Annotated in this window: 25 protein-coding genes and 2 tRNA genes; 8 read left to right on the top strand and 19 right to left on the bottom strand. The window is 64.4% G+C overall.

The genetic code is table 11. The features are described 5' to 3' along the window. Positions 1 to 559: 559 nt before the first annotated feature. The 7 genes from pxpA to WT26_RS09975 all read right to left on the bottom strand — a co-directional run bounded on the left by pxpA (position 560) and on the right by WT26_RS09975 (position 8,368). The gene (gene pxpA / locus WT26_RS10005; protein ID WP_059954799.1) at positions 560 to 1,303 is read right to left on the bottom strand and encodes a 5-oxoprolinase subunit PxpA; all 744 of its coding nucleotides are present in this window, start codon (positions 1,301 to 1,303) and stop codon (positions 560 to 562) included. Positions 1,304 to 1,522: 219 nt separating this feature from the next. Then, positions 1,523 to 2,563: a TRAP transporter substrate-binding protein DctP gene (gene dctP, locus WT26_RS10000; RefSeq protein ID WP_059954789.1), complete on the bottom strand. Its 1,041-nt coding sequence runs from the start codon at positions 2,561 to 2,563 to the stop codon at positions 1,523 to 1,525. A 144-nt stretch (positions 2,564 to 2,707) separates the two neighbouring features. Continuing rightward, positions 2,708 to 3,724 carry a helix-turn-helix transcriptional regulator gene (locus WT26_RS09995; protein ID WP_059954791.1) on the bottom strand — a complete coding sequence of 339 codons (1,017 nt, stop codon included), beginning with the start codon at positions 3,722 to 3,724 and terminating at the stop codon, positions 2,708 to 2,710. 11 nt (positions 3,725 to 3,735) lie between these two features. After that, entirely contained in the window at positions 3,736 to 6,015 is a 2,280-nt protein-coding gene (locus tag WT26_RS09990) for a diguanylate cyclase domain-containing protein (RefSeq protein WP_196222151.1), read from the bottom strand. Then, positions 5,990 to 6,370 carry a surface-adhesin E family protein gene (locus tag WT26_RS37245; RefSeq protein ID WP_059624659.1) on the bottom strand — a complete coding sequence of 127 codons (381 nt, stop codon included), beginning with the start codon at positions 6,368 to 6,370 and terminating at the stop codon, positions 5,990 to 5,992. The genes WT26_RS09990 and WT26_RS37245 overlap by 26 nt, the downstream gene beginning before the upstream one ends. Before the next feature lie 944 nt (positions 6,371 to 7,314). Beyond that, positions 7,315 to 7,391: transfer RNA gene (locus WT26_RS09980), tRNA-Arg, on the bottom strand. Between the two features lie 146 nt (positions 7,392 to 7,537). Then, entirely contained in the window at positions 7,538 to 8,368 is an 831-nt protein-coding gene (locus WT26_RS09975; RefSeq protein WP_021157259.1) for an undecaprenyl-diphosphate phosphatase, read from the bottom strand. 496 nt (positions 8,369 to 8,864) lie between these two features. On the opposite strand from WT26_RS09975, the gene WT26_RS09970 reads away from it, so the two are divergent. Together WT26_RS09970 and WT26_RS09965 are read left to right on the top strand one after the other, a co-directional pair. Next, entirely contained in the window at positions 8,865 to 9,776 is a 912-nt protein-coding gene (locus WT26_RS09970) for an aldose epimerase (RefSeq protein WP_069272751.1), read from the top strand. Positions 9,777 to 9,897: 121 nt separating this feature from the next. Continuing rightward, positions 9,898 to 10,605 carry a peptidoglycan DD-metalloendopeptidase family protein gene (locus tag WT26_RS09965; protein WP_069272750.1) on the top strand — a complete coding sequence of 236 codons (708 nt, stop codon included), beginning with the start codon at positions 9,898 to 9,900 and terminating at the stop codon, positions 10,603 to 10,605. 68 nt (positions 10,606 to 10,673) lie between these two features. Here the strand turns inward: WT26_RS09965 and WT26_RS37240 are convergent, their stop codons facing one another. Next, a complete protein-coding gene (locus tag WT26_RS37240) occupies positions 10,674 to 10,811 on the bottom strand; it encodes a hypothetical protein (RefSeq protein WP_155774643.1) in 138 nt (45 codons plus the stop codon). A gap of 171 nt (positions 10,812 to 10,982) precedes the next feature. On the opposite strand from WT26_RS37240, the gene WT26_RS09960 reads away from it, so the two are divergent. The 3 genes from WT26_RS09960 to WT26_RS09950 are packed head-to-tail and all read left to right on the top strand — an operon-like array spanning position 10,983 to position 14,369. After that, positions 10,983 to 12,602, top strand: coding sequence for an acyl-CoA synthetase (locus tag WT26_RS09960; RefSeq protein WP_069272749.1), 1,620 nt, complete (start codon positions 10,983 to 10,985; stop codon positions 12,600 to 12,602). A 53-nt stretch (positions 12,603 to 12,655) separates the two neighbouring features. After that, positions 12,656 to 12,979 (top strand): DUF2288 domain-containing protein, encoded by a 324-nt coding sequence (locus WT26_RS09955; RefSeq protein ID WP_069272748.1) that lies wholly within the window; start codon positions 12,656 to 12,658, stop codon positions 12,977 to 12,979. Positions 12,980 to 12,989: 10 nt separating this feature from the next. Continuing rightward, a complete protein-coding gene (locus tag WT26_RS09950) occupies positions 12,990 to 14,369 on the top strand; it encodes an MATE family efflux transporter (RefSeq protein ID WP_069272747.1) in 1,380 nt (459 codons plus the stop codon). Positions 14,370 to 14,372: 3 nt separating this feature from the next. Here the strand turns inward: WT26_RS09950 and WT26_RS38010 are convergent, their stop codons facing one another. After that, entirely contained in the window at positions 14,373 to 14,546 is a 174-nt protein-coding gene (locus tag WT26_RS38010; RefSeq protein WP_196774790.1) for a hypothetical protein, read from the bottom strand. A 138-nt stretch (positions 14,547 to 14,684) separates the two neighbouring features. On the opposite strand from WT26_RS38010, the gene WT26_RS38005 reads away from it, so the two are divergent. After that, positions 14,685 to 14,855, top strand: a complete 171-nt coding sequence (locus tag WT26_RS38005) for a hypothetical protein (protein WP_196485517.1) — start codon at positions 14,685 to 14,687, stop codon at positions 14,853 to 14,855. A gap of 223 nt (positions 14,856 to 15,078) precedes the next feature. Here the strand turns inward: WT26_RS38005 and WT26_RS09940 are convergent, their stop codons facing one another. Together WT26_RS09940 and sixA are read right to left on the bottom strand one after the other, a co-directional pair. Further along, complete coding sequence (locus WT26_RS09940; RefSeq protein ID WP_069272746.1) at positions 15,079 to 15,885, bottom strand: GNAT family N-acetyltransferase; 807 nt, start codon at positions 15,883 to 15,885, stop codon at positions 15,079 to 15,081. Between the two features lie 149 nt (positions 15,886 to 16,034). Further along, the gene (sixA, locus tag WT26_RS09935) at positions 16,035 to 16,496 is read right to left on the bottom strand and encodes a phosphohistidine phosphatase SixA (protein ID WP_059527172.1); all 462 of its coding nucleotides are present in this window, start codon (positions 16,494 to 16,496) and stop codon (positions 16,035 to 16,037) included. Positions 16,497 to 16,599: 103 nt separating this feature from the next. Here sixA and WT26_RS09930 point away from each other — a divergent pair. Continuing rightward, positions 16,600 to 16,676 (top strand) — tRNA-Pro (locus WT26_RS09930). Between the two features lie 20 nt (positions 16,677 to 16,696). Here WT26_RS09930 and WT26_RS09925 read toward each other — a convergent pair. From WT26_RS09925 to WT26_RS09915, 3 genes are all read right to left on the bottom strand, one after another. After that, positions 16,697 to 17,305: a hypothetical protein gene (locus tag WT26_RS09925; RefSeq protein ID WP_060118661.1), complete on the bottom strand. Its 609-nt coding sequence runs from the start codon at positions 17,303 to 17,305 to the stop codon at positions 16,697 to 16,699. Positions 17,306 to 17,383: 78 nt separating this feature from the next. Then, positions 17,384 to 18,301 (bottom strand): hypothetical protein, encoded by a 918-nt coding sequence (locus WT26_RS38375; RefSeq protein WP_231130469.1) that lies wholly within the window; start codon positions 18,299 to 18,301, stop codon positions 17,384 to 17,386. A 65-nt stretch (positions 18,302 to 18,366) separates the two neighbouring features. Next, the gene (locus WT26_RS09915) at positions 18,367 to 19,632 is read right to left on the bottom strand and encodes an NAD(P)/FAD-dependent oxidoreductase (protein ID WP_069270052.1); all 1,266 of its coding nucleotides are present in this window, start codon (positions 19,630 to 19,632) and stop codon (positions 18,367 to 18,369) included. Between the two features lie 108 nt (positions 19,633 to 19,740). Between WT26_RS09915 and WT26_RS09910 the strand changes: the two genes are divergently transcribed. Then, positions 19,741 to 20,460: a class I SAM-dependent methyltransferase gene (locus WT26_RS09910; protein WP_059537453.1), complete on the top strand. Its 720-nt coding sequence runs from the start codon at positions 19,741 to 19,743 to the stop codon at positions 20,458 to 20,460. Positions 20,461 to 20,528: 68 nt separating this feature from the next. Here the strand turns inward: WT26_RS09910 and WT26_RS09905 are convergent, their stop codons facing one another. From WT26_RS09905 to WT26_RS09885, 5 genes are read right to left on the bottom strand one after another with little or no spacing between them, the layout of a single operon-like run. Next, positions 20,529 to 20,957, bottom strand: coding sequence for a hypothetical protein (locus WT26_RS09905; RefSeq protein WP_059953625.1), 429 nt, complete (start codon positions 20,955 to 20,957; stop codon positions 20,529 to 20,531). Between the two features lie 34 nt (positions 20,958 to 20,991). Beyond that, complete coding sequence (locus tag WT26_RS09900) at positions 20,992 to 22,212, bottom strand: beta-ketoacyl synthase N-terminal-like domain-containing protein (RefSeq protein ID WP_069270051.1); 1,221 nt, start codon at positions 22,210 to 22,212, stop codon at positions 20,992 to 20,994. Between the two features lie 14 nt (positions 22,213 to 22,226). After that, positions 22,227 to 23,456, bottom strand: coding sequence for a beta-ketoacyl-ACP synthase (locus WT26_RS09895; protein WP_069270050.1), 1,230 nt, complete (start codon positions 23,454 to 23,456; stop codon positions 22,227 to 22,229). After that, positions 23,456 to 24,181 (bottom strand): 3-ketoacyl-ACP reductase FabG2, encoded by a 726-nt coding sequence (locus tag WT26_RS09890; protein WP_042583624.1) that lies wholly within the window; start codon positions 24,179 to 24,181, stop codon positions 23,456 to 23,458. The genes WT26_RS09895 and WT26_RS09890 overlap by 1 nt, the downstream gene beginning before the upstream one ends. Beyond that, on the bottom strand, positions 24,178 to 24,681 hold the full coding sequence (locus WT26_RS09885; protein WP_042583623.1) for a hotdog family protein: 504 nt from the start codon (positions 24,679 to 24,681) through the stop codon (positions 24,178 to 24,180). The genes WT26_RS09890 and WT26_RS09885 overlap by 4 nt, the downstream gene beginning before the upstream one ends.

Genomic DNA, 24,681 nt, shown 5'->3' with positions numbered 1-24,681 from the left:
GCACAGACGTTACGGATGTGTGCTCTGGACGTCCTTCCCGGCTTGCGCAGCTGGAAAGTTGGCAAAGACACAACCGGTGCGCGGGCCAAGGTCCCGATGTCCGAAGGATGCGATGTCCGCAACCATCTATTCGATCGTTGCAGTCGGAAACGACCGCGAACGGCGATTCGCGCCGACGGGCATAACGGCGCGCTTACGCAATACATGCCGATAGATTGACGTTGTCGTAGAATACGATTAGCCATGGTGGTCTCTCAATGTGTACGCCAAGGTCAGGCCGCAGGCGATGTTCGCAGCATCGCCTGCGGCCGCTCCGTCTCAACACTTATCCTTTTGGCGGGACCTGCAAATGCAGCGAGGCGTCTTCCAAATAACGCCAGGTCTTCCGATTCCGTCGATTCGTTTGCTCGATGTGGCTTTGGTCTGGCTGCGTGTTCCCATTGCAGATCGTCGCCCGGATCACTCCGCTTCTCGCTTTCATCCCTGAATAGATTGAGCAGGTAGTTGTCAGCACCATATTGACGGGCTTCCTCTATAGCTCTTTCTGGCGATTGTCGCTTCACAATGCGCTGCGCGAATCGGTCGCGAGCGACTCCAGGACCGACTTGATCTGCTTCGCGAACGCCACTGCGTTTGGCCCGTCTCCATGAAGGCAGATTGTTTCCACGGGAATCGAGACCCATTCGCCGTCAACGGCGCGCACCCGTCCATGTGCCGCCATTTCCGCCGCACGGTTGGCGGCCTCTCCGGCGTCTTCAACGAGGGCAGCTGGAGTACCACGGGGAACCAGCTGACCTCGCGACGAGTAGCCACGATCAGCGAACCCTTCGTCTCTGGCGGTGAGCCCGGCCTGGCGTGCAACGCGAACGAGCTGGCCGCCGGCGAGTCCGTAGATTTCGATGCTCGAATCAGTGTCTCGCACGGCCGAGACGATGGCTTCTGCGGTGTCGTAGTGCCGCTCGGCATCATTGTAGAGCGCGCCGTGAGGCTTCACATGAGAAAGCCGTCCGCCCAGTGCACGCACGATGCCATTCAGCGAGCCCACTTGGTAAAGCACACCGGCATAGATTTCGTCGGGCGACAACTGCATTGATTCGCGGCCGAAGTTCTCCCGGTCGGGGTAACTTGGGTGTGCGCCGACACGCACTGACTTCTCAAGCGCGGCCGCAGACGTACGCATCATCGTTACTGCGTCGCCCGCATGCCAGCCGCAGGCGACGTTGACGGATGTTGCATAGGCGAGTAGTTCCGCATCGTTTGCACAACCCTCTCCGAGATCAACGTTCAGATCGATCGGTCTCATTCGGTTAATGCCCTCGTTTTGAGTCTCGACACACACGGCTTCCTTGAATCGCGCCATCCCCGATGTAAACGCTCTCCACAGTGCATGACGCATCGACGCCGTCGACGCTCAGGGTTCGCGACGTAGCATCGGCCGCTCCTGAGCGGATCTCCGCGATCGTCAATAGAAGGAGATAAAAGACCAAAACCGTGGCAAGTCCAATCCACCGACGCGCGCGGCTCATTGGCTTTCCTCCCGGGGCGCTGACGGGCAGATACGTCGAGACGAAGGGGCGCAGTTGCGGAACTCGGCAAGCGCCTGTGCCGTCACGTCGTCGATCGAAGCCGCTTCCGCGTCGTAGCGCGCGGCGCGTTGGACAGCGTCGAGGACGGGTTTCGGCACCGGATCCTTGACGTTGACACCGAGGTCGTCCATCTCCCGATAGTTCTGGCGCACGCGGTCGGGCAAGCGCTGCCATGCCAGGCGTTCGGTCTGTATGCCGGCGTCGAAGACTGCGCGACGTTCCGACGCCGCCAAGCTGTCCAGGAATGATTTTCGTGCGACGAGAAAGGAAACAGGAAACGCGTATTGAAGAGCGGTAAAGTTGCGAAGTGATTCCGCATACGCGCGACCGGCTGCACCATCTCCTGACGACATCACTGCATCCAGGGCACCTCGGTTGATCTGATCGAAGGCTTCCTGGATCGGTAGGGAAACGACCTCCGCGCCGAGTGCTTCCATCACCCGTTTGGAGGACTGGTCATAGGTACGAATTCGCATGCCGGCGAAGCTCTCTGGGGACGATATCTGAGCGCGAGACCACAGACCCGTTGGAGGCCATGGAATCACGGCCAGCAACACGAGGTCGTGATGTTCGAGGGCAACACGATAGGCAGGTTTCGCCAAGCGCGCCATTTCCAGTGCTTCATCGATCGATTTCACCTCATACGGGCGAATGGATAGCGCAAGGATGCGTTCGTCATTCGAGAGGTCGCTGGCAAACAGCAAGGCAAATGGAACGGAATTGGATGCCGAAATCAGGGAGGCCGGCAAGGTCTTCGTGTTGAAGATCGGCGCCGCATGGTGTTGCGAATGTGTCGCCGCATTCAGAAAGCGTGCGAAGTCGGCAGCAGCATGCCCCGACACCGTGTCGCCCGGATATGACGTAGCGACGCCCCAAGTTTCGGGAACAGTTCTATTCGCGATCGAGTCATGTGCGCTCGCCGTGCCGATCGCAGCGCCGGCAAGAAAGCACATCATCACAATGTCCGTAAGCTTCATTTTCTCCCCGAAGAAACCGACTCGCGCATGACCTTTAAGGAATATCCGATAGTGCGCGCGCCTACCTTGAGACGAAGCTTACTTACTGCCGACCCACACTTTCTTTAGATAAAATGCCAATTAAGGCATACCCTCCCATTTCATCTAGTCATAAGACGAACCGATCAAACCGCGCGCCTTTGCGGACTTGATGCTGAGTCGGATGTCATGCAACCCCATCTTGCCGTTGATGGAGCGGCATGCGCTCCTGAATGCGGAATGTGAGATCTGGAGGCGTTGCTCAATCTCCGTGGCTTTGAGCCCCTTCGCTAACAGCCCGGCAATTTTCTGCTCGACCGGATCGAACGGAACCTTTGAGGCCGTTTCTGCGCGATGTAATGACGTGTATTTGACGAGTATGTCGGTGGTCAGCGAAGTAAGCAGTTGGCGATGGACGAGCAGCGCAGGTTCCGCGAGATTGGCGGGGAGCGCCGATGCGACGTGGAGTACGCCGATGGCATTCTCGTGGCGGGCCAGGAACGCCACGCTGCTTTCAAAACCCGGAATTTCGCCGATGCGATGAAACCAGTGCTCAGGCGGCAGGCTGCTGTTTTGGGACGCCAGAACCGGTTGATAATTGTGCCGTCGCGCCTGTTGAACCACAGGGTCGGTGCGGAACCACGCATTATTTGCGTAGAGCTGCGACCAGGCGGCCGCAGCCGAGCCGATGATCAACGTATCGTGAACAACGACCTTGTCGTTGTCCCCGTCGAGTATGAGCACATGGTAAAGCGATTCGCGCACGCCAATTTGGGCACACTCCATGCGAACCCGGCTCAAGAGTTGAATTGCATCCGTGCTTGAATCGATTGGCGGCAAATTCTCTCGGTCCGCGTGGACTGAAGTGCCACGCATGGCGTCCAGAACATGCGCGTAACGTTGGCGTGGCGCGGGAATAACGGGTTCGTTTGCAGTGAACGAACCAATGGCGTCGGTTTGGCTGTCGATGAACAGCCGTTGGATGGACTGGTGCGCTCCTCTGAACATCCTTCGGCGCTCGAGGACATAGCCGGCGCGCGCCGTGCCGCGCACGCTCAGTAACACCTGTCCGTTCGGGAGCGGAATAGGTAATACGCGCAGCGTGTCCAACGGAAGGTCGACAGTGTCCCAGGCGGTGGTCATGGCGCACGCCCCTACTGAATCGTCGGGGCAACGGCAGAGGTTTCTCCGACGCATGTCCCCCAAGCTTCAATGTCGCCCGGATGCCTCGTCAACCACTCCCATTGTGCTTTCTGCTCGACCGGTCCAACAATGACCTTCCATCCCAGCTCATCGGCGGTCGACAACAACGCAGCGATGAATGCCGGCGCTGTGTCGGTGGTAGTCAACGAGTCAAGCATCGCGCCTTCGATAACGATGCCATCGATCGCCAGCTTGGTCAGCACGTGGATCGGGATGCAATGACTTGTGTCGATCACGAGGTAAATCGATACGCCGAGCGAGCGAAGACTCTGTGCTTGCGCAAAAACGCTGCTCTGGCTCGCGTGATCCTCGACACCGGTGAGTGCCAGGCCGATCCGGGTTGATGCGACAACGTCGGACGTAATCAGGCGTATTGCATCGGCATCCGTAATGAATTTTGCTGGGACCCGAATCGTGATCCGAAGATCTTGCGCGGCGTGTTCGCCAATCGATCTGGTGGCTGCCTCGATCGTTTGAAGCCATATGAATTGGGACAGGCCAAGCTTTACCGCAGCAGGCATGAACTCTTCGGCCGAGAGCCGCTGATTGTCGGCGCGGCTCCATACCGGGTCGACCATCGAGCCGGTGATGCAATTTTTCGAGACCGACGCGATCGGTGAATAGCCGGGCGCGATTCCTTCGCGTTGCCGAACCGCATTGTCGAGATCAAACTCAAATTCGGTATTGGCGCCTTGGAGATCGAGCATCCATTGCTCATAGACACGATACTCGGTACCGCCCGTGTTCGTTGCAACCTGGTTGGCCAAGTCAAGCGCACATTCAGCTTTTGCCTGAAGTTCGCCGGTCTGCGCCAGTTCGCTACCAGAAGTCGCAACGCCAAAGGAGAACTTGACGACCTCGCTGTTTCCATGAAACTGAACGGGACGGCCGAAGGCTTCGATCGCGGATCGAACGAACGCGAGCGCTCGGGCCTCGACCTCGCGACCGCTGAACGCAATCGTGAAATGCTGATCGCGAATTCGCGAAACCAGTTCGCCCGGAAGCGCGAGACCGCGCAGGCGAACGGCTACCATCGTCAGCAAGTCGTCGCTTGCGTCCGCGCCATGCTTTGTATCCAGCGCCGCAAACCCGCGGATGTCCACGAGCACCAAGGCGACCTGGTTCCTTGAGTCGGAGGCCGCGACCCGCAAGTAACGATCAAGAGCCCGGCGATTTCCCAACCCTGTCAATGCATCGGTCTCGGCGAGTCCCTGCATTCGAGCGCGTTCGGTCAACACCCTCCGCGTCGCGAAAATTGCAAGATACGCGACCACCGCCATCGAAAATACAAGTAGCGCAGCCCAGCCCCAGTAAGCAACTCGACGTTGCTTGTAGTCCGTGTAAAAGTCATTGGCCGACAGCGCAATAACTGCAATTAAGGGGAGTCCGGGCACCGGCTGGCGAATGTACAGCCGAGTATGTTGGTCAAGTGGATCGCGATAAAGCAAATGTGACCGGGTGCTTTCTGGATAGAGCGACAGTGGCAGGCCAATACTGGTGACCGTCCCATCGGCCGTTGCACTGACCAACCGAGTTCCATCCGACCGGAAGACAAGCAACTCCCCATCCGCGCCGAGGTTCGCGTGGTTCGCGAAAGTCTTGGTAAAGAAGGACGGCGGTTGTGATACGACGACGATCCCCGCAAAAGTCTCGCTTTGCAAAGTGAGCTTTCGGGTGAACTGAATCGTCGTTTTCTTTGAGACTCGCCCTAGCACCGGGGCACTAATGAAGAGGTCGTCACGAGGGCTGTTCTTCTGTACCACGAAGTGCTCACGATCGCTCAGGTGTACCCGGCGGATCGCCGGCGTCGGCCATGACTTGGTAACGAGTCCCTGTGCATCTACCAAGGTTACCAACGTCTCCTCGGAGGGAACGATCAACCCTTCGTTGACGAGATGATTCAGGTCTAGCGTTCCGTTTGTCTTCTCAAACTCAAAGGCCACCGTTCGTGCCAGGAGGTCGACCGATGAAGCACGCTCGGAAAGATAGGAGGCGTAGGATTTTGCAACCAAAGTCGCCCTGGTGAATGCAGCCGAGTCCGCAGCCGCTTTCGCGTCACGCATCGTTCGATCGACAAAGATACAAACGAAGAGCGAAACGAGAACGAAGGTAACGATGATGGAGAAGGTCGCCAGAGTCACGCCGGGGACACGATTCGGAGACACAGTCTGCGCCAGCACGGCACCGTCCTCGACGGCCGCGCTCTTAACAGAGCTTTTTGCGAATCGCATCGAAGTCGCTCCCGTGACGGATCGTCGACCATCCGTGGATTCTGTGCGGAGCATATCCGACGGTCTTGGCCTCGTCAGACACATACTGCGTCTGCGCCTCCTGAATGGCCCGCCGACCGCAATCTATTGTGTAATCGGTTTCGGCAATCCCGACGATTTCGGTCGCTCCGACGGGCCTGCGCCCCTCCTTGAATACAGACCGTAGGGTGAATGCAACCTGACCATCATTCATGGGACGAACCGACTGCTTTTCCAGATACAACTCTCGATCAGCGTCATTCGAGATCATGAGCAGCAGTTGGGCGTTCACGCTTGCGGTGAACAACAACAGGCATAAGAAGACGCGAAGTCTCATCTTTCCCTCGAAAGAGTATTTGCGTAGCCGATTTTTTCACGCAGCTCAACAAGCGATAGTCACTCGATCAGCAATCGTCGATCGGCTGTAGAATTGTTGGCAGGCAGATACTACAAGACATTTTGTGCTTATGGGTTTTTACCAATCATCCTCACCGAATTACGCGACATTTATCGAAATAATTCGACATTCCGTTGCTATGCAGAATGCATTTCCGCAAACAACAAAGATAATGAACAATATTATTCAGGAATTCGCAACCTCCAAAGCGCTCCCGGTTACCGGGAAGCATCGGTGTCGCCGTGCGCGCTCCGACGCGTAACGCGCGGCGCCGCCCGACGCAAATCTTTGCAGGTCGAGATAGTACGACGTTCGACATTTCTTAAATGGATCAGAGGCAGCTGTGGCTACAGAATGGCACTCTATTACCGGGAACTATGAGACCAACATCCTCGCCGCTTTAGGCAACCCACACCAATTCGACAGGAAATTTGAAAAGCATTTTCACGCCGATGCCGCGCACTCGGAAATTCCTGAAAAGGCGCACTAGATCAAAATATTGATAAATCACTGCATCGCTATTACTAAGCGACTAATCCGCGATGAACCGCCCTGGTCATCCCGAAATCCATGCTGGGAGCCTGGGTGAGCAAGTCCGGCATGCAGCTTCAATCGCTGGTCGACGCCCTCCGTCAAGCCACCCTGCAACAGGTGTGCTGCTCGCGGACGAGTCGCCGCCGGCATCTACTTCGAAAACGTCGAGCGAGCAGCACGTGTGGGTCTATCCCGCCATCTCTCGTGCATGAGTCATCGCGTAGGTGGAAGCAGGGATGATCGCTAGAATGCGAACACACTCTGAGTACGGTGAGTGAAATTGCGCACGCCGACCGGCATGCAACCGAGCAGTTTGCTCGATTCACAACTCGTTGACTTTCAGGAAATTCTGGCCCGCCCTACACGACTCGAACGTGTGACCTACGGCTTAGAAGGCCGTTGCTCTATCCAGCTGAGCTAAGGGCGGTCTGGGGAAGAAGACACGGGTTCAACGCTGGCAGCCCGCGCAAGAGAGGAAAAAAGCACCCTCGACAACAAAACGGGCCCGGCATGAAGCCGAGCCCGAAATTATACCCGATCCCCATGAAAGTCATGAAGGATCGCCCCACCGCGTCACACCGGCTGCGGATGCAGCATGAACCAGCCGAGGCAGAACACGCCGGCGATCACGCAATACACGCCGAACGAAGCCAGCCGGCCACGCCCTTCGAAATAGCGCATCAGGAACCGCACGCTCAGGTACGCGGCGATCGCCGTCAGCACGCCGCCGAGCAGCGCATCGGCGAGCTGGTCGCGCGCATGGAACAGCTTCGGCAATTCGAGCACACCCGCCGCGAAGATGATCGGCGTACCGAGCAGGAACGAGAATTCCGCGGCCTTCTCCGCCGTCAGCCCCGCCGCATTGCCGGCGATCATCGTCAGCCCGCTGCGCGAGAAACCCGGAATCAGCGCGCCGATCTGCGCGAGACCCACGAAGAACGCCTGCTTGAACGTCATCTTTTCGGGCGCCTGATGCGCGCGGCTACGCTGGATGCGATCGCCGAGCCACAGCAGCACGCCGTTCACGATCAGCGCGATCGCGACGATCCGCAGGTCGTGGAACACGCGTTCGATGCGCTTCTCGAGGAGCAGCCCGACGATGCCGGTCGGGATCGTACCGATGATGAGCGCCCACATCAGGTGCCCGTCGTCGTTCTTGCGGCCGCCGAGCTGCGCGAAGAAGCCGCCGATCAGCGCGATCCAGCGTGCGCGGAAATACCACAGCAGCGCCAGTGCGGTGCCGAGGTGGAGCGCAACGAGGAACGGCAGCAGTTGCGGTGCGTGCTTGTCGATGTGCATGCCGAACAGCGCCGGCACGAGCAGCGTATGGCCAAGGCTGCTGACGGGAAAGAGTTCGGTGACGCCCTGCAGGACGCTCAGGAATACCAGAAACCAGAGACTCACGCGTCGGTCCTCTAAAAAACAGATCAAAAGCGGAAAGGAATTCCGGACGACGCGGTGGGCCGCCCGGAAGCGCGGCCCCGATTATGCCGAGCCCGGATTACTGCGCCAAGGCATTTGGCGGGATATTGCGGCCATGCACACAAACGCTTGCAACCTGTAAGCGTGCAGAAAGCAAAAAGCCCGCCATTTGCATGGCGGGCCTTTCGATTTCGGCAGGAATTGCCGTCAGCGGCCGAGCTGATAGAAAAATAATACCGTGCTGCCCGTGAACATGCCGAACAGTGCGAGTCCCATTGCCATTGCCAGATCCATGGCCCCCTCCACGAAGTGTCATGACCCGGCAACCTGACCGGTTCAGGCCATTATCCAGACGCATTACAAATTGCAAAGCTCGCGATTTCCCGAGAAGGGTTTTCCCCGAGCCGCCACGGCCCGATAATGGAGCGCGCCGCCCTGCGGCAGGCCGTCTTCCAACCCCGTCCACTCCCGATTCGCCATGCCGACCTTCCAGCAACACGACATTCACGAACTTCACGCCGGCCCGTCGCTCGTCCGGGTCGCTCCGCAATTCGGCGGCCGCCTGCTGTCATGGGATGTCGACGGCGAACCGGTCATCTTCTGGCCGGAAACGGCCGACTGGAGCAACCTCGCGCGCGTGCGCGGCGGCAACCCGCTGCTGTTCCCGTTCCTCGGCCGTCACCGCGTCGACGGCGAGCTCGGCCGCTGGCGCGACGCCGCCGGTGTGGTGCGCGACCTGCCGATGCACGGCTTCGCGCGCGACCTGCCGTTCGCCGCGCAACCGTCGGCCGACGGCGCCGCGTTATCGATGACGCTCGGCGCGACCGACGCGCTCAAGGCGGGCTACCCGTTCGATTTCCGGTTCGAAACGACCTACCGGCTGGCCGACTCGCACACGCTCGAAGTCGCGCTGACGACGACCAATCGCGGCGACACGCCGCTGCCCTACTACGCCGGTCACCATTTCTATTTCGCGCTGCCGCATGGCGAGCGCGCCGAAACCACGCTCGAACTGCCGCCCACGCATCGGCGCGAACAGCGCCCCGACGGCGCCATCAGCGCGCCAGAGCCCGGCGAAGCGCGCTACGCGCTCGACGACGCGCGCATTCACGACCGCTTCCACTGCCTCGACGGCGTGCCGGCCACGCCGGTGCGCATCGTGATGCCGGGCCGGCGCCGCACGATCGAGATCGTGCTCGACGTGCCGGGCTCGATCCCGTGGTACGCGGTCACGACCTGGACCGAAAAGCCGGATTCCGACTTCTATTGCGTCGAACCGTGGCTCGGCCTGCCGGACGCGATCCACAACGGCCTCGGGCTGCGCATGCTCGCGCCGGGCGCGACCGAAACGGCCACGCTGCGGATTCGCGTCAGCCCGCTTGCGGCCTGACATTTCGCGCACCGAACGGATGCCCGGCGGCGCCAAACTGCGGTGCGCGGGTCGAACCCGTTAAAATCGGACGTTTTGTGTTGCCTGCCGCATCATGAGCGGCAGGGTCTTGCGAGGTTCAATGTTCGGAACAACAACGAAGCGACTCTTCGCAGCCGCCTGCGCCGCCCTGCTCGTCGCGTGCGGCTCCGCGCCCGTCGGCCCCGGGTTCTATCGCGTCGAGCGCGGCGATACGCTCTACAAGATCGCGCGCGACAACCGCACGTCGGTATCGAACATCGTGCGCTGGAACCAGATGACGAACCCCGATGCAATCGAAGTCGGCCAGGTGCTGCGCGTCGCGCCGCCGCCCGGCACGACGACATCGTCGTCGGCGAGCGTCGGCACCGGCAGCGCGGGACGCAGCCGCCCTGCACCGTCCGCACCGTCCGCACCGGCCCAATCGGCCGTGAAGCCGGCCACGAGCATCGCGCTGGTCTGGCCCGCGGCCGGCAACGTGGTCCGCACGTTCGACGGCTCGAAATCGAAGGGTATCGACATCGCGAACTCGCCGGGCACGCCGGTGGTCGCGGCCGCGCCGGGTGTGGTGGTTTACGCGGGTAACGGGCTGCGCGGCTACGGCAACCTGATCATCCTCAAGCACAATGCCGACTACCTGACCGCCTACGCACACAACCGTGCGCTGCTGGTGAAGGAAGGCCAGTCGGTCACGCAGGGGCAATCGATCGCCGAGATGGGCAACAGCGACAGCGATCGCGTCGCGCTGCATTTCGAGTTGCGCTACGGCGGCCGGTCGATCGACCCGTCACGCTACCTGCCGGCGCGCTGACGGCGCGACCGCCAGCGCCGGCGCGCATCAGGTGCGGTCGGGCACGTGCATGTTCGGGAAGGGACGAATCAGCGCTTGCGCAGCCGGTCGAACACGCGACCGGACAAGTGGCCGGACAACGGATCGACGCGACGAGCGAACGCTACCAGCACGCCGATTCCGATCAGGCTGAACCCCGCAGCTATCAGAAGCAAATCCATGGTCATGACAAGTATCAGCAGCGATCTTATGCGTCATTGCGGAATCGTGCACTGAGCTGCGCATGCCGGGCGAATCGGCATCGTCCCGAAGATCGCTTACAGTGTGATCCAGGACGCATGAAGGCCGGTGCAAGTCCGCCCCCCGGCCGTCACGATCCGCGCCACGGAGACACCGCGATGCTGCCCGCCACCGACCGCTACGACGACCTGCTCTCCCGCTTCGCGTGGGACGTTCCGGCCCGCTACAACATCGGTGTGGACGTCTGCGACAAATGGGCGGACGGCAGCGGACGCCTCGCGCTGATCCACGAAACGGCGCAAGGCGACGTGTCCCGCATCACGTTCGACGACCTGAGGGATGCCTCTAACCGGCTCGCGAACAGCTTCGTGCGCGCCGGCCTGCGGCGCGGCGACCGCATCGGCATCTTTCTCGCGCAGGGCCCGGAAACGGCCATCGCGCACCTCGCCGCGTACAAGCTCGGCGCCATCGCGGTGCCGCTGTTCACGTTGTTCGGCGCCGATGCGCTCGAATACCGGCTCGCGAACAGCGAGGCGGCCGCGCTCGTTACCGATGCGCCCGGCTACGCGAAAATCGCCCCGCTGCGCGCGCAGCTGCCGGCACTGCGGACGCTCTACTGCATCGGCGACGATGCGCCCGAGTCTCCCTGCGTGCTGCGCTACGACGCGGCGCTCGCCGCCGAAACGCCCGATTTCGTGCCGGCCGATACGGCCGCCGACGATCCGGCGCTCATCATCTATACGTCCGGCACGACGGGCAAGCCGAAAGGCGCGCTGCATGCCCATCGCGTGCTGCCGGGCCACCTGCCGGGCGTCGAAATGTCGCAGCAGTGCTTCCCGCGCGACGCGCGCCTGTTCTGGACACCCGCCGACTGGGCATGGATCGGCGGCCTGCTCGACGTGCTGCTGCCGTCATGGCATCACGGCGTGCCCGTGCTCGCCCGCCGCTTCGAGAAATTCGACGGCGACGCCGCGTTCGCGCTGATGGCCCGGCACGGCGTCACCCACGCGTTCCTGCCGCCTACCGCGCTGAAGCTGATGCGCACCGTCCCGGCGCCGCGCGAACGCTACACGCTGTCGCTGAAATCGGTCGCGAGCGGCGGAGAGACGCTCGGCACCGAACTGACGGCCTGGGGACGCGACGCGCTCGGCGTGACGATCAACGAGTTCTACGGGCAAACCGAGTGCAACATGGTGCTGTCGTCGTGCGCGGCGCTGTTCGATGCGCAGCCTGGCGCAATCGGCAAGGCGGTACCCGGCCATGCGGTCGCGATCGTCGACGCCGACGGCACGCCGCTGCCGCCCGGCGTCGAAGGGCGCATCGCGGTGCGCCGCCCCGATCCGGTGATGTTCCTCGGATACTGGCGCAACGCCGACGCGACCCGCGACAAGTTCGCGGGCGACTACCTGCTCACCGGCGATACAGGCACGATCGACGCCGACGGTTTCGTCCGCTTCGTCGGCCGCGACGACGACGTGATCACGAGCGCCGGCTACCGGATCGGCCCGGGCCCGATCGAGGACTGCCTGCTCACGCATCCGGCGGTGCGGATGGCGGCCGTGGTCGGCGTACCCGACGCGACGCGCACCGAGATCGTCAAGGCGTTCGTCGTGCTGAATCCCGGTCACACGGGGGGCGACGCGCTCGTGCAGGCGCTGCAGGCGCACGTGCGCACGCGCCTCGCCGCGCACGAGTATCCACGCGCGATCGCATTCGTCGACAACCTGCCGATGACCGCGACCGGCAAGATCGTGCGCCGCGCGCTGCGCGACGCGTGAGCCCGCGACCGGATGGTTTATAGTGGCGCACACGCAGTTTTTTGCAGAAATCCATGTCCTCCGAACACGAATCCGCTGCGGGCGCGTCGCACAGCCCGCTCTACGCCAAACTCCTCGGCGAAACCGCCAAGATCGACTGGTGCGATCTCGAACGCTTCTTCGCACAGGGCAAGCTGCTATCCGTAGCGCGCGACCTCGATCTCGTCAGCGTCGCCGAGGCGATCGCCAGCGACGACAAGGAACAGGTCACCCGCTGGCTTGCCGCCGGCCACGTCGCCCGCATGGAGGCGGACACCGCACAGGACTACGCGGCGCGCAACCCGGAGCTGTGGGCGGTCGTCGTCTCGCCGTGGGTCTGCGTGCAGGAACGCGCCTGACGCGTCCCCCATGTCCGAATCCGCCTTGTCGCCCGCGGCCGGCGCGCACCCGACCGATGTGTCGCATCAGCGCGTCCTCGCGCTCGCGTTTCCGATCGTCCTGGCGAACCTGACGCAGCCGATCCTCGGCGCCGTCGACACGGCCGTCGCCGGCCACCTCGACGGCGCGCAGTATCTCGGCGGCGTCGCGCTCGGCGGGCTGTTCTTCAATTTCGTGTTCTGGGGATTCGGTTTCCTGCGGATGGGGACGACCGGTCTCGTCGCGCAGGCGCACGGGGCCGGCGACGCCGCCGGGATCCGCCTGAACGTACTGCGCGCGCTGATCGTCGCGTTCGCGCTCGGCGCCACGGTGCTGGCGCTGCAGGTGCCGCTGCTGTCGTTCGCGCTGTCGGCGCTCGGCGGCAGCGAGGCCGTCCGGGCGACGGCGCTGTCCTACAGCCACGCGCGGATCTGGAGCGCACCGTTCGCGCTCGCGAACTACGTGGTGCTCGGCTACCTGCTCGGTATGCAGCGCGTGCGGCTCGCGCTCGTCGCGCAGGTGTTCATCAATGCGGTCAACATCGGCGCCGTGCTGCTCTACGTGTACGGCTTCGGCTGGGGCATTGCCGGCATCGGCGCCGCGACGGCCACGGCCGACGCATGCGGCTTCGCGCTCGGCGCATGGATGCTGTGGCGGCTACGGCCGCGCGGCCTGCCGGCGCTCGCGGCGCGCGCGCTCGTCGATCGCGCCGCGCTCATGCGCCTCGTCGCATTGAATCGCGACATCTTCCTGCGCACTTTGTGCCTGCTCGGCGCATTCGGCTGGTTCGCGCACCTCGGTGCGAAACAAGGCGATGCGACGCTCGCGGCAAACGCGCTGCTGCTGAATTTCCAGACGTTCATGGCGTACGGCCTCGACGGTTTCGCGCATGCGGCCGAGGCACTCGTCGGCGCGGCGGCCGGCGCACGCGACCGCGGCGCCTTCCGGCAGGCCGTGCGCGTGACCCTGCTCTGGTCGGCGCTCGGCGCGCTGCTGTTCGCGCTCGTGTACTGGGCCGCCGGCGGCTGGATCGTCGCGCGCCTGACCGACCAGGCGACGATCCGCGCGGTTGCGGATCGCTACCTGCCGTGGGCCGCGATTTCGCCGATCGTGTCGGTCTGGGGCTTCCTGCTCGACGGCGTCTTCATCGGCGCGACGCAGACCCGCGCGCTGCTGCGCGCGATGGTCGTGTCGTTCGCGGTGTTCGCGGCCGCCGCGCTCACCCTCGTCGGCCCGTTCGGCAATCACGGCCTCTGGTTCGCGCTGCTGCTGTTCATGGCCGCGCGCGGCGCGACGCTGGCACGCTACCTGCCCGGCTTGTCGGCGCGGATCGGCGGCGACGCGCGGGCGGCGCCGACATCCGCCGCATAGGCGTTACTGCGTGGCGGACGGCGGCTCGGCCAGCATCGTCGGCGGCGTCATGTCGGTCGGCACGCCGTGATAGTCGGCCGGATCTTCCGGCGGGTGGCCGCGGCGGGCCTGGCGGGGGTCGCTCGCGCAGCCGGCGAGGATCGATGCGGCCAGCACGGCCAGCATGAAACGGGTCATCAGGTCTTGCTCCGGAAAGGAACGCGCGCCTGCGGCGCGCTCGGGTCGGGCCGAGTCTAACGGATTTCCGCCTTCGAAGTGGCGACGCGCATGTCCTACTATGTACGCATGGCGCTGTGCCGTGGAAAGGAGGCTGCCATGTCGTCTGAGGAAATTGCCGGCCTGATCGGTCTGTTCATCGGCCTGATGGTGTTTGCCGCCCTGTCGTTCTTCGAGTCGCGCGAATACAAGCGCAGCCATGGCGGCGAAGGGATCATCCATCACTGGATGGCCGAACACCACCTGCTCGACTGGCGGCGCAAGCACTAAGCCGTCCCGCCGCCGTTCCCGTCTCGACCTGCGCGCAAGCGAGGTCGTCCTGCACCGTGCCGTTTGGGCATGGAGGGTGCGCTGTGTCGCGCCAAACGATGGGGAGCCGGACTCGCCGTCACTTTCGCTGAAAGAACAAGCGGACAAACGAACGCCGCCGTGCGGTCTGCCGCCGGCGGCGTTCATGCGTGCGCCCGCCGCGCGGGCGCACGTCGATCGATGCTCAGCCCAGGAAGTGGCGGGCGTAGCGCGCGTTGATGTCGGACAAACGGAACAGCGTCAGGAAATCCGCGCAGTTGAAGTCGGGATCCCAGGCCGGCGCACCGCAGATCTTCGCGCCGAGACGCAGGTAACCCTTGATCAGCGGCGGCGGCGCCACGACGGTGCCCGTCTGCAATTCGTCGACCGGCAGGGCCGTATGCGGGAACGCACGATACTCGGGGTCGGTCAGTGCGCTGGCCGGCAGCGACTGGTACAGGTTCGCCGCATAGTGACCGCCGTCGGCCATCGACACGCTCGCGCAGCCGAGCATCGTCTCGTAACCGTTCTGCATCATGTACGTGCCAAGGCCGCCCCACAGCGCCATGATGACGGCACCGCTGCGGTAGTCGCTGTGCACGCACGAGCGGCCGACCTCGACCATCTTGCCGCGCAGGTGCGTAAGACGCGACAGGTCGAATTCGCCCTCGGCGTACAGGCGGCCGACACGCGCCGCCTGGTGCGGCGGCAGCACGCGATACGTGCCGACGACCTTCAGGGTGTCGAGATCGCGAACCAGCAGGTGGTCGCAGTACGCATCGAACGGATCGACGTCGAGACCGGAGGGGCCGCTGACCTGCGCGCCCATCTCTTCGGCGAACACGCTGTAACGCAGGCGCTGGGCTTCGCGCAGTTCGTCTTCCGTACGCGCCCACGCGGCGCGCAGGCGATACTCCGATGTGACGGTTTCAGCAGCGCGCGGCAGGTGGCGCCGCGACGTGTCGAGGGGCAGCGAGGCAAAAGGGAGCGTAGGCGTCGGCAGTTCTCGCATTAGGCTTTCCTGATCGTAAGGAATAGGACGACATGCCCGCCAATGTAGTAATCGGCCGTGACCGTTATGTGGCACGACCGTGTCCTTTCAATGACGTGTCGCCGAATTGACTTTAGCAGAAAGCTTGCGAAACCGTATGACGAAACCCTTCAAACCAGATCGGGCGTCAGGACGGCCCGCAGCACGGCCTGCCGGCTGCCGTCACGCGTGCGGCTCGCGAGCCACACGATTCCGCCCTTCTTGACGCTCCAGCTGTCGTCGCCGCCGGCGATCAGTTGCGCGGCGACGCTGCCGAGCGTCGGCTGGTGGCCGACGATCACGACCGTCGGCGCGATGCCGTCCGGCCAGCCGGCTGCCGCCAGCACGTCGTCGACGCTGCCGCCCGGCGCGAGCGCATCGACCGTCCGGTACTGGTCGGTCAGCGCCTCGACGGTCTGCACGGTGCGGGCCGCCGGGCTCGCGAGGATCACGGTGTTCGTCTCGAGCCGGCCACGCAGCCACTTGGCCATCGCCTGCGCGTCCTTGCGGCCGCGGGCGGTCAACTGCCGCGCGAGATCGCTCGTCGCGTAGTCTTCGGCTTCGGCGTGGCGCCACAGGATCAGGTTCATCATGGTTTTCTCCGCGGTGCGTGACGGGTTTGCACCACCACGGCACTCGAACATGCATCGTGCGATTGACCTGGCACGCTATTCAAAGATAGAATCTTTGGCTCGTCGGAGCGTAGCGCAGCCTGGTAGCGCATCTGATTTGGGATCAGAGGGTCGAAGGTTCGAATCCTTTCGCTCCGACCAAAGGAATCAAGGGGTTACGGTTAATTGCCGTAACCCCTTTTCCATTTCTGGATTCTTGCTCCCAACATTGCCCCCAACGGACCAGAATCTTGGCCGGTTGCCAATGGCTTATGTCCCGTCGCCTTCAACGCAGCATTGATATCGTCGCGTGTGCTGACGATACGGCCGCCTACCTTGCAATCCGACTGCACCGGCTTTGCGCCAACAGCAAATCCCACACCACCAAGTTTGGTCGCTACCCATTGCAGGTTGCGCTTCTCCAGCGCGAACGTCATGATCCCGGCCTGGTCGTCCGTCACCACCAACTCGCCGTCCTTATCCGCCAATGCAACGCATAAGAATGCGGCATCGTGGTCTTTGACCAGATCGACCACAAAATAGCGATAGTCCTTCAGGTCCGGCTCGCGGTCGTTCAGTTGGTGAACAGCTGCCAGTATATGGGCGCGGTCCGGGTCGCTCTTGTCCAAATCGCGGGAATGCGCCACGTTGGTGAGGGTGCCGGTGAAGATCAGTGCGCATGCGGCGAGCTTGGATAACTTCATCATCAACAATATTCGCGAAAGAAATGCGTGAAAGTTGATCCGCTTTAAGAAAGCCGGACCGAAATTGATGTTGGTGTCCCGACGCATGACTCCTTGGCCCATCGAAATCCGTGCTTCACGAATCGAAGCCGATGGAACACCCTCCACCGCCCCCTCCCAACGACATCACTCGAAGTGAATGTCGGTCGACAGCACATTCTTTGAATCAACACGAACGACGCAGTGACGTGCGGTCTCCACCGTATTGAGACTCAGATAGCGCTGCTTCAACTGCTCACGCGTCGCTTGCGGGTCCATGCTTCGCATCGACTCGATCTGGGATTCGGTGACTTCCTCCGGCGCCGACAGAACGGGTGCGCACGTCAGGTTGACCGGCCTCCCGCCATAGGAGCCATTGACCCCGCCGGTCGTCTCGTCGTCGATGCCCTTCACGACAACCGCCCCATCGACCTTCACTTCATACTGGTCGTGAGCAAAATGCCCTTTCTTCACGCATAGCGTAAGCGAACTGCCGGACGCATTCGGCATGCTTTCGCCCGGCGTGCAGAAATCCTTGCCCGCACCCGGCTCGTCAGCGACTTGGGGCGGCGCCTCCTCCTTGATCTCATAGGACGGGTTGCGCGCCCAGCGGCCGAGGTCCCTGCCGATCACGACGGTCGTCCGTTCGAGAATCGAGCACGTTCCCTTGAACGCGCCCCACACGCCACCCACCGACCAACGGTTGATCTTGGTATGGCGGGTGACCTTGCCGCCCTCGATCAGATCCGCAGTGACGGTCGTGGCCTTGGGTCCGCTCCATGCGCCACCGCCGACGCCCAGTACGTGGGTGATCTGCAGCCTGAGAACCTTGGCATCCCCTGCATCGGCCTGCGACGCCACGGTGCCGTCGCCGCCTCTGTTGATCTTGCGAAGTACGTCGCCGACGTGGCGCGTCAGCATGTCTTCGATGTGGCATTCGTCCTTGACCCGCTGGACGACACCGGCATCCGGCGCGTAGGTCACCGGGGTTTCGAGCAGGATCTGGCTTGCCGCGAAAGCGGAACTGGTTGAGAGGCACAGGCCGATGAGGAAAAGGCGCTTCATAGCTAGCTTGATGAATTGTGTGTCTGTCGGATGACCCGGGATCATGATGCCCGGCTCACGCATGCTCAGGGCGTCGCGTCGCCATGCGGGGCCGGACGGCAGATTTCCGCCAGCACCTCGAGACGCCGAACCGGATCGCGCACGAACGGATTCGACTCGTCCCATGCATAGCCGGCGAGGATCGCGCAGACCATGCGCTTCACTTCCGGCGCCTTGTCGTCGTGGAAGACAATGTCCTGCAGGTCGCCCGAATACCATTTCTCGACGAACGCACGGAACGTATCGATGCCCTTGCGCAGCGCGACGTCGTAATCCCGCTGCCAGTCCACCGCTTCGCCGCGCCACTGCCGTTCGAGCGCCTGCACCGCCAGATGCGACGAGCGCATCGCGATCGTGACGCCCGACGAGAAGATCGGATCGAGAAACTCGCCGGCATTGCCGAGCAGCGCATAGCCGGGGCCGTGCAGCCGCTCGACGTTGGCCGCATAGCCGCCGATATGGCGCACCGGCATCACGAACGGCTTCTCGCCGACGAGACGGGCAAGCGTCGGCTCGGTCTGCAACAGCTCGCGCAACAGCGCTTCGCGCCGCGCTTCCGGCACGTCGAGGAACGCCGCTTCGGCGACGCAGCCGACCGACGAGCGGCCGTTCGTCAATGGAATCATCCAGAACCACACGTCGCGCCGCTCCGGATGCACCGCGATGCAGATCTTGTCGCGATCGGTCGCCCCCGCCGGCAGGCGATCCTCGACGTGCGAGAACAGCGCCGCGCGCGTCGGCATGCGGGTGGGCGCCTCGAGATCGAGCAGCCGCGGCAGCACGCGGCCGAAGCCGCTCGCGTCCAGCACGAACGACGCGTGCACGCGATAGTCGCGCCCCGCTTCGTCGACGACGTCGAGCTGCGGCCGGTCGCCCGGCATGAACGCACGCACCGTATGGCCGAACCGCACGTCGGCGCCCTGCTGCGCCGCGCAGCGGATCAGCAGGTCGTCGAATGCCGCGCGCTCCACCTGGTACGCGGTGCCCCAGCCCGGCGTCGTCTTCTCGCGGAAATCGAACGCCGACATGCGATCGCGATGCACGAAATATGCGCCGTTCTTGAACTGGAAGCCCGCCTCCACGACGGCCTGCAGCATGCCCGCCTCGTCGAGGTAATGCATGCTCTGCGGCAACAGGCTCTCGCCGATCGAAAAGCGCGGAAAATGCTGGCGCTCCAGCACGAGCACCGACCGTCCCGCCTTGCGCAACAGCCCCGCGGCCACCGCGCCGGAAGGCCCCGCGCCGATGATCGCGACGTCGACGTTCAATTGCTCCGATTTCATCTCATTCATGTGTTGCCTGCCCGTTTGAATCGATGGGACGTGACGGCTTTGCGCGCCGCACGTCCGTAATGCCAATTACAATGAACGCCCGAAAAAACACATACGAACGAGGGGTTCATGTCGTCATCCCGCCCGCACGCTGCAGCTTACGTTCCCGAAACGGCCTTCGGCGTCTGGTTCCTGCGCACGCACACCTGGGAACATCACGTGCTGCGGGTGGCCATCAACGACCTGAAGCGGCTCATTACGACGCCGCTGCCGGCCGCCCCGGTCATCCTCGACGCGGGCTGCGGCCAGGGCAAGTCGTTCAGGCTCCTGAACGATGCGTTCTCGCCGCGCAAGATCGTCGGCATCGAATGCCACGACGAATCGCTCGCCCATGCGACGGAAGCGGCCCGGCACTGCGGCGCCGCCGTCGACCTGCACCGCGCGGACTGCGCGCAGCTGCCGCTGGCCGACGCGAGCGTCGACATCGTGTTCTGTCACCAGACCTTCCACCACCTCGTCGAGCAGGAGCGCGCGCTGGCCGAGTTTCGCCGCGTGCTGAAGCCGAACGGCCTGCTGCTGTTCGCCGAATCGACCGACGCCTACATCAAGTCGTGGGTCATCCGGCTGCTGTTCCGGCACCCGATGCACGTGCAGAAGAGCGCGGACGGCTATCTCGCGATGCTGCGCGACGGCGGCTTCTCGTTCGACGAGCGGAACGTATCGCTGCCGTACCTGTGGTGGAGCCGCGCGAAGGACTTCGGCCTGCTCGAGCGCATCGGCCTCTACACCCCCAAGCCCGGCAAGCGCCGCGAAACGCTCGTCAACGTGGTCGCGCGCAAGCCCGCGTGACAGCCGCCCGCCTCCGGGCGGGCGCATGCACCGCAGGGCGTCGTCAGCATCGCCCTGCCCCGCGCGCGTTACCGCGCATCGAGCACCACGACGTCGCCCGTCACCGCGAGCGACCCGGCGCTGGGGCTCACGCCGCACGTGTACCGGGCCACCGAATCGGAACGCTGCTCGTGAAAGCGCGTCGTCACGTTGACGACCGCATTCCCGCCGTGGTTCTTCGCATACGTGCGCAGGCGGCCCAGCGCTTCGGCGAGCGCCTGATCGCACGTCGGCTGCTCGGCTCCAGTCCCGCGCGTCACGCGCACCGATTCCGAGCGCGATCCGATGGCCGTCTTCACCGCCGGATGCGGCTGCGCGCCGAAATACAGCTTCACGCCGGTCGCGTCGTGCGCGGTCGCTTCCGCCGGCAGCGGCAGCGTGCGGACGACCGTGCCGCCGCAGCCCGCCAGCAGGGCCGCCGCGATCAACATGCCGGCCAGATGTCTCGTATGCTTCATCGTGCTTGTCCTCATCGCTCAGTAACGTTCAACCTCAATCGCCTTTCCAGGCGTCCAACAACAGGCTCGCGCAACTGCCGCCGAATCCGAACGAGACCGACAGCGCCCGCTCGATCCGCGCGTCGCGCGCGGTACGCACGAGCGGCATGCGGCCGACCGCGGGATCGGGCGTCCCGTCGACGGACGTGCCCGCGATAAAGCCATCGCGCATCATCAGGATCGTGTAGATCGCCTCGTGCGCGCCGCTCGCGCCGAGCGGATGGCCGGTCATCCCCTTCGTCGACGAGAACGCGGGCACGTCGTCGCCGAACACGTCCGCGAGCGCCGCCAGTTCCTCGACGTCGCCGAGCGGCGTCGACGGCGCGTGCGTGTTCACGTAGTCGGGACGCCGCGCGTCGCCCTCCAGCGCCATCCGCATCGCCCGCGCGATCCCCGGCGCATGCGGCGCCGCCATGCCCGCGTTGTCGGTGCACTGGCCGAAGCCGACCAGCTCCGCATGGATCCGCGCGCCGCGCGAGCGTGCGTGCTCGAGCGATTCGAGCACGAGGATGCCCGCGCCCGACGCGATCACGAAGCCGTCGCGGCCGATGCCGTAAGGTCTCGACGCCTGGTCGGGCGTGTCGTTGAATCGACCGGACAACACGCCCATCGCATCGAACATCAGCGTCATGTTGTCGTGCAGCGCGTCGCTGCCGCCCGCCAGCACGACGTCCTGGCAGCCGGACCGGATCAACTGCATCGCCTGCCCGATCGCGAGCGCCGAGCTCGTGCACGCGGACGACGGCGAATACGCGATGCCTTCGATGCCGAACAGCTGGGCGACGCAGGCCGACGCGGTGCTGCTCATCGCCTTGGGCACGACGTAAGGCGGCGTCTTGTCGATGCCGCGCTGCGCGGCAATCGCCATCGCGTCGTCATAGGCGGCCATCGAGCCGATGCCGGAGCCGACGATCGCGCCCGCGCGCGGCGAACGCAATCGCACGGGATCGAGCGCCGCGTCGTCGATCGCCTTCGCCGCCGCATGCGCGGCGAAGCGCGCGGTGTCGCCCATGAAGCGCTCGTGCTTGCGCGCGAACGGCGGCTCCGCCGCGACACTGGCGACGCCCGCGACTTGGCTGCGGAACCCCCTCGCGCGCCATGCATCGACGCGCGCGAGCGCCGAGCGGCCCGTGCGCAGCGCCGCCGACACGCCGTCGAGCGAATTGCCGAGGCACGACACGATGCCGAGCCCCGTGACGACGACGCGCGCAGGCATCGGGCGGGCGGCCGTCACGCGGCGATGCGCCGGAAGATCAACGACGTGTTGATCCCGCCGAACGCGAAGTTGTTGCTCATCACGAACTCGGCATCGATCGCGCGCGCCGCGCCGACGATGTAGTCGAGCGCCGCGCACGCGGGATCGACGTTCTCCAGGTTCAGCGTCGGCGCATACGCGTTGCGCTTCATCATCTCGATCGTCCACCACGCCTCGAGCGCGCCGCAGGCGCCGAGCGTGTGGCCGACGTAGCTCTTCAGCGAGCTGATCGGCATGCGCTCGCCGAACACCGACGCGGTCGCATGACTCTCGGCGACGTCGCCGCGATCGGTCGACGTGCCGTGCGCGTTCACATACGCGATCGCCGCCGGATCGAGCCCGGCGTCGCGCAGCGCGAGCCGCATCGCGATCGCCATCGTCTCGGCCGTCGGCTGCGTGATGTGCGCGCCGTCGGAATTGCAGCCGAAGCCGACCACCTCCGCGTGAATCGTCGCGCCGCGCGCGAGCGCGTGCTCGTATTCCTCGAGCACGAGCGTAGCCGCCCCCTCGCCGACCACGAGCCCGTCGCGATCGACGTCGAACGGGCGCGGCGTCAGCCCGGCCTCGTCATTGCGCGTGCTGGTCGCGTACAGCGTGTCGAACACCGCGACCGCCGGGCCCGACAGCTCCTCCGCGCCGCCCGCGAGCATCAGCGTCTGCTTGCCGGTCGCGATCGCTTCGTACGCGTAGCCGATCGCCTGGCTGCCCGACGCGCACGCGGACGACGTCGGCACGATCCGGCCTTTCAGGTCCCAGAACAGGCTGACGTTGACGGCCGTCGTGTGCGGCATCATCTGCACGTAGCTGTTCGACGTCACGTCGCGCATCGAACCCGTTTCGAGCATCGCGCCGAACGCGCGGATCGGCTCGACCGAGCCCGACGACGACCCGTACGCGACGCCCATCCTGCCGTCCTTGATCGACGGATCGTCCGCGAGACCGGCGTCGGCGAGCGCGAGCTCGCTCGCCCGCACCGCATACATCGACACCGGCCCCATCGAGCGCGTCTTCTTGCGCGGATAATGCGCGGGCTGCACGAAGCCCGGCAGCGGGCACGCGAGCCGCGTGTGCAGCGACTCGTAGCAATCCCACGCCGCGATGCGCCGCACGGCGTTGGCTGCGCCCTTCAGGCGCGCGTCGATCTCCGGCCACGTGTCGCCGAACGCGGTCACGCCGCCCATTCCCGTCACGACCACCCGCTTCATCAGATCATCCCGCCGTTGATGCCGATCACCTGCCGGGTGACGTACGACGCGCCGTCCGACATCAGGAAGCCGACCACCGACGCGACTTCGTCGGGTTGCCCGACGCGCCCCATCGGCACCGTCTTCAACGCGTGCTCGAGCGGCACGTCGTCGAGCATCCCGGTATCGACGAGACCGGGCGCGACGCAGTTGACCGTGATGTTGCGCGACGCGAGCTCGACCGCGAGCGCCTTCGTCGCGCCGATCAACCCGGCCTTCGCCGCGCTGTAGTTGACCTGCCCGCGATTGCCCATCACGCCGGACACCGACGCGATCGTCACGATGCGGCCGCCTTTGCGCAGCCGCACCATCGGCATCGTCAGCGGATGGACGACGTTGTAGAAGCCGTCGAGCCCGGTCTCGATCACGACGTCCCAGTCCTCGTCGGACAGCGCCGGAAACGCGCCGTCGCGCGTCACGCCCGCGCTGCAGACGATCCCGTAGTACGCGCCGTGCGCGGCCACGTCGGCCTCGAGCAGTTGCCGGCAGGCCGCGCGGTCACGCACGTCGAACTGCAGCACATCGGCCGCGCCGCCCTGTTCGCGGATCGTGGCGGCCACGGCTTGCGCCGCGTCGCGGCCGCTGCGGCAATGCACCGTCACCGCGAAGCCGTCCGCCGCCAGTCGCAGCGCGACGGCCCGGCCAATGCCGCGGCTCGCGCCGGTCACGAGAACTCGCCGAGTCATGAATTGAAGCTCCCTTCGATAAAAGACTGAAAATCGTCCGGCTGGTACACCTTGACGATCGCTTCCGCGCAGCATTGGCCGTCGGCATGGATCGCGCATTCGTACGCGCCGTGCCCTTCGTCGCCGCGCAGCAGTTCGCGCGCCGCGATCCGCAGCGTCGCCCCCGCATCGAACGCGGCCCGATGCGCGCTGTAGCGGTTCGCGCCGAGCAGCACGCCCGGCTTCGCGCGGCCGCCCGCGTGCCGCGCCAGCAGCCCGACGTGCGCGGCGATCGCCTGCGCCATCAGCTCGATGCCGATCCACGCGGGCATCGCGCCGTCATCGTCCGCGTACCACGCGTCGCGGCGCGCGGTCGCACTCACCTCGATCGCGGTTTCGGAACAGCGCTCGATCGTGTCGAGCAACAGCATCGTGCCGCGATGCGGCAGCACGTCCCGCACGTCGCACACGGCGATCTCCGCGCCGTCGTGCAAGGTTTCCATCAACGAACCGGTCTGCAT

This window comes from Burkholderia cepacia (genome assembly GCF_001718835.1).
GTDB lineage: Bacteria > Pseudomonadota > Gammaproteobacteria > Burkholderiales > Burkholderiaceae > Burkholderia > Burkholderia cepacia_F.
The sequence above is the reverse complement of the archived record's forward strand: the minus strand, read 5'-3'. Positions and strand labels throughout refer to the sequence as shown.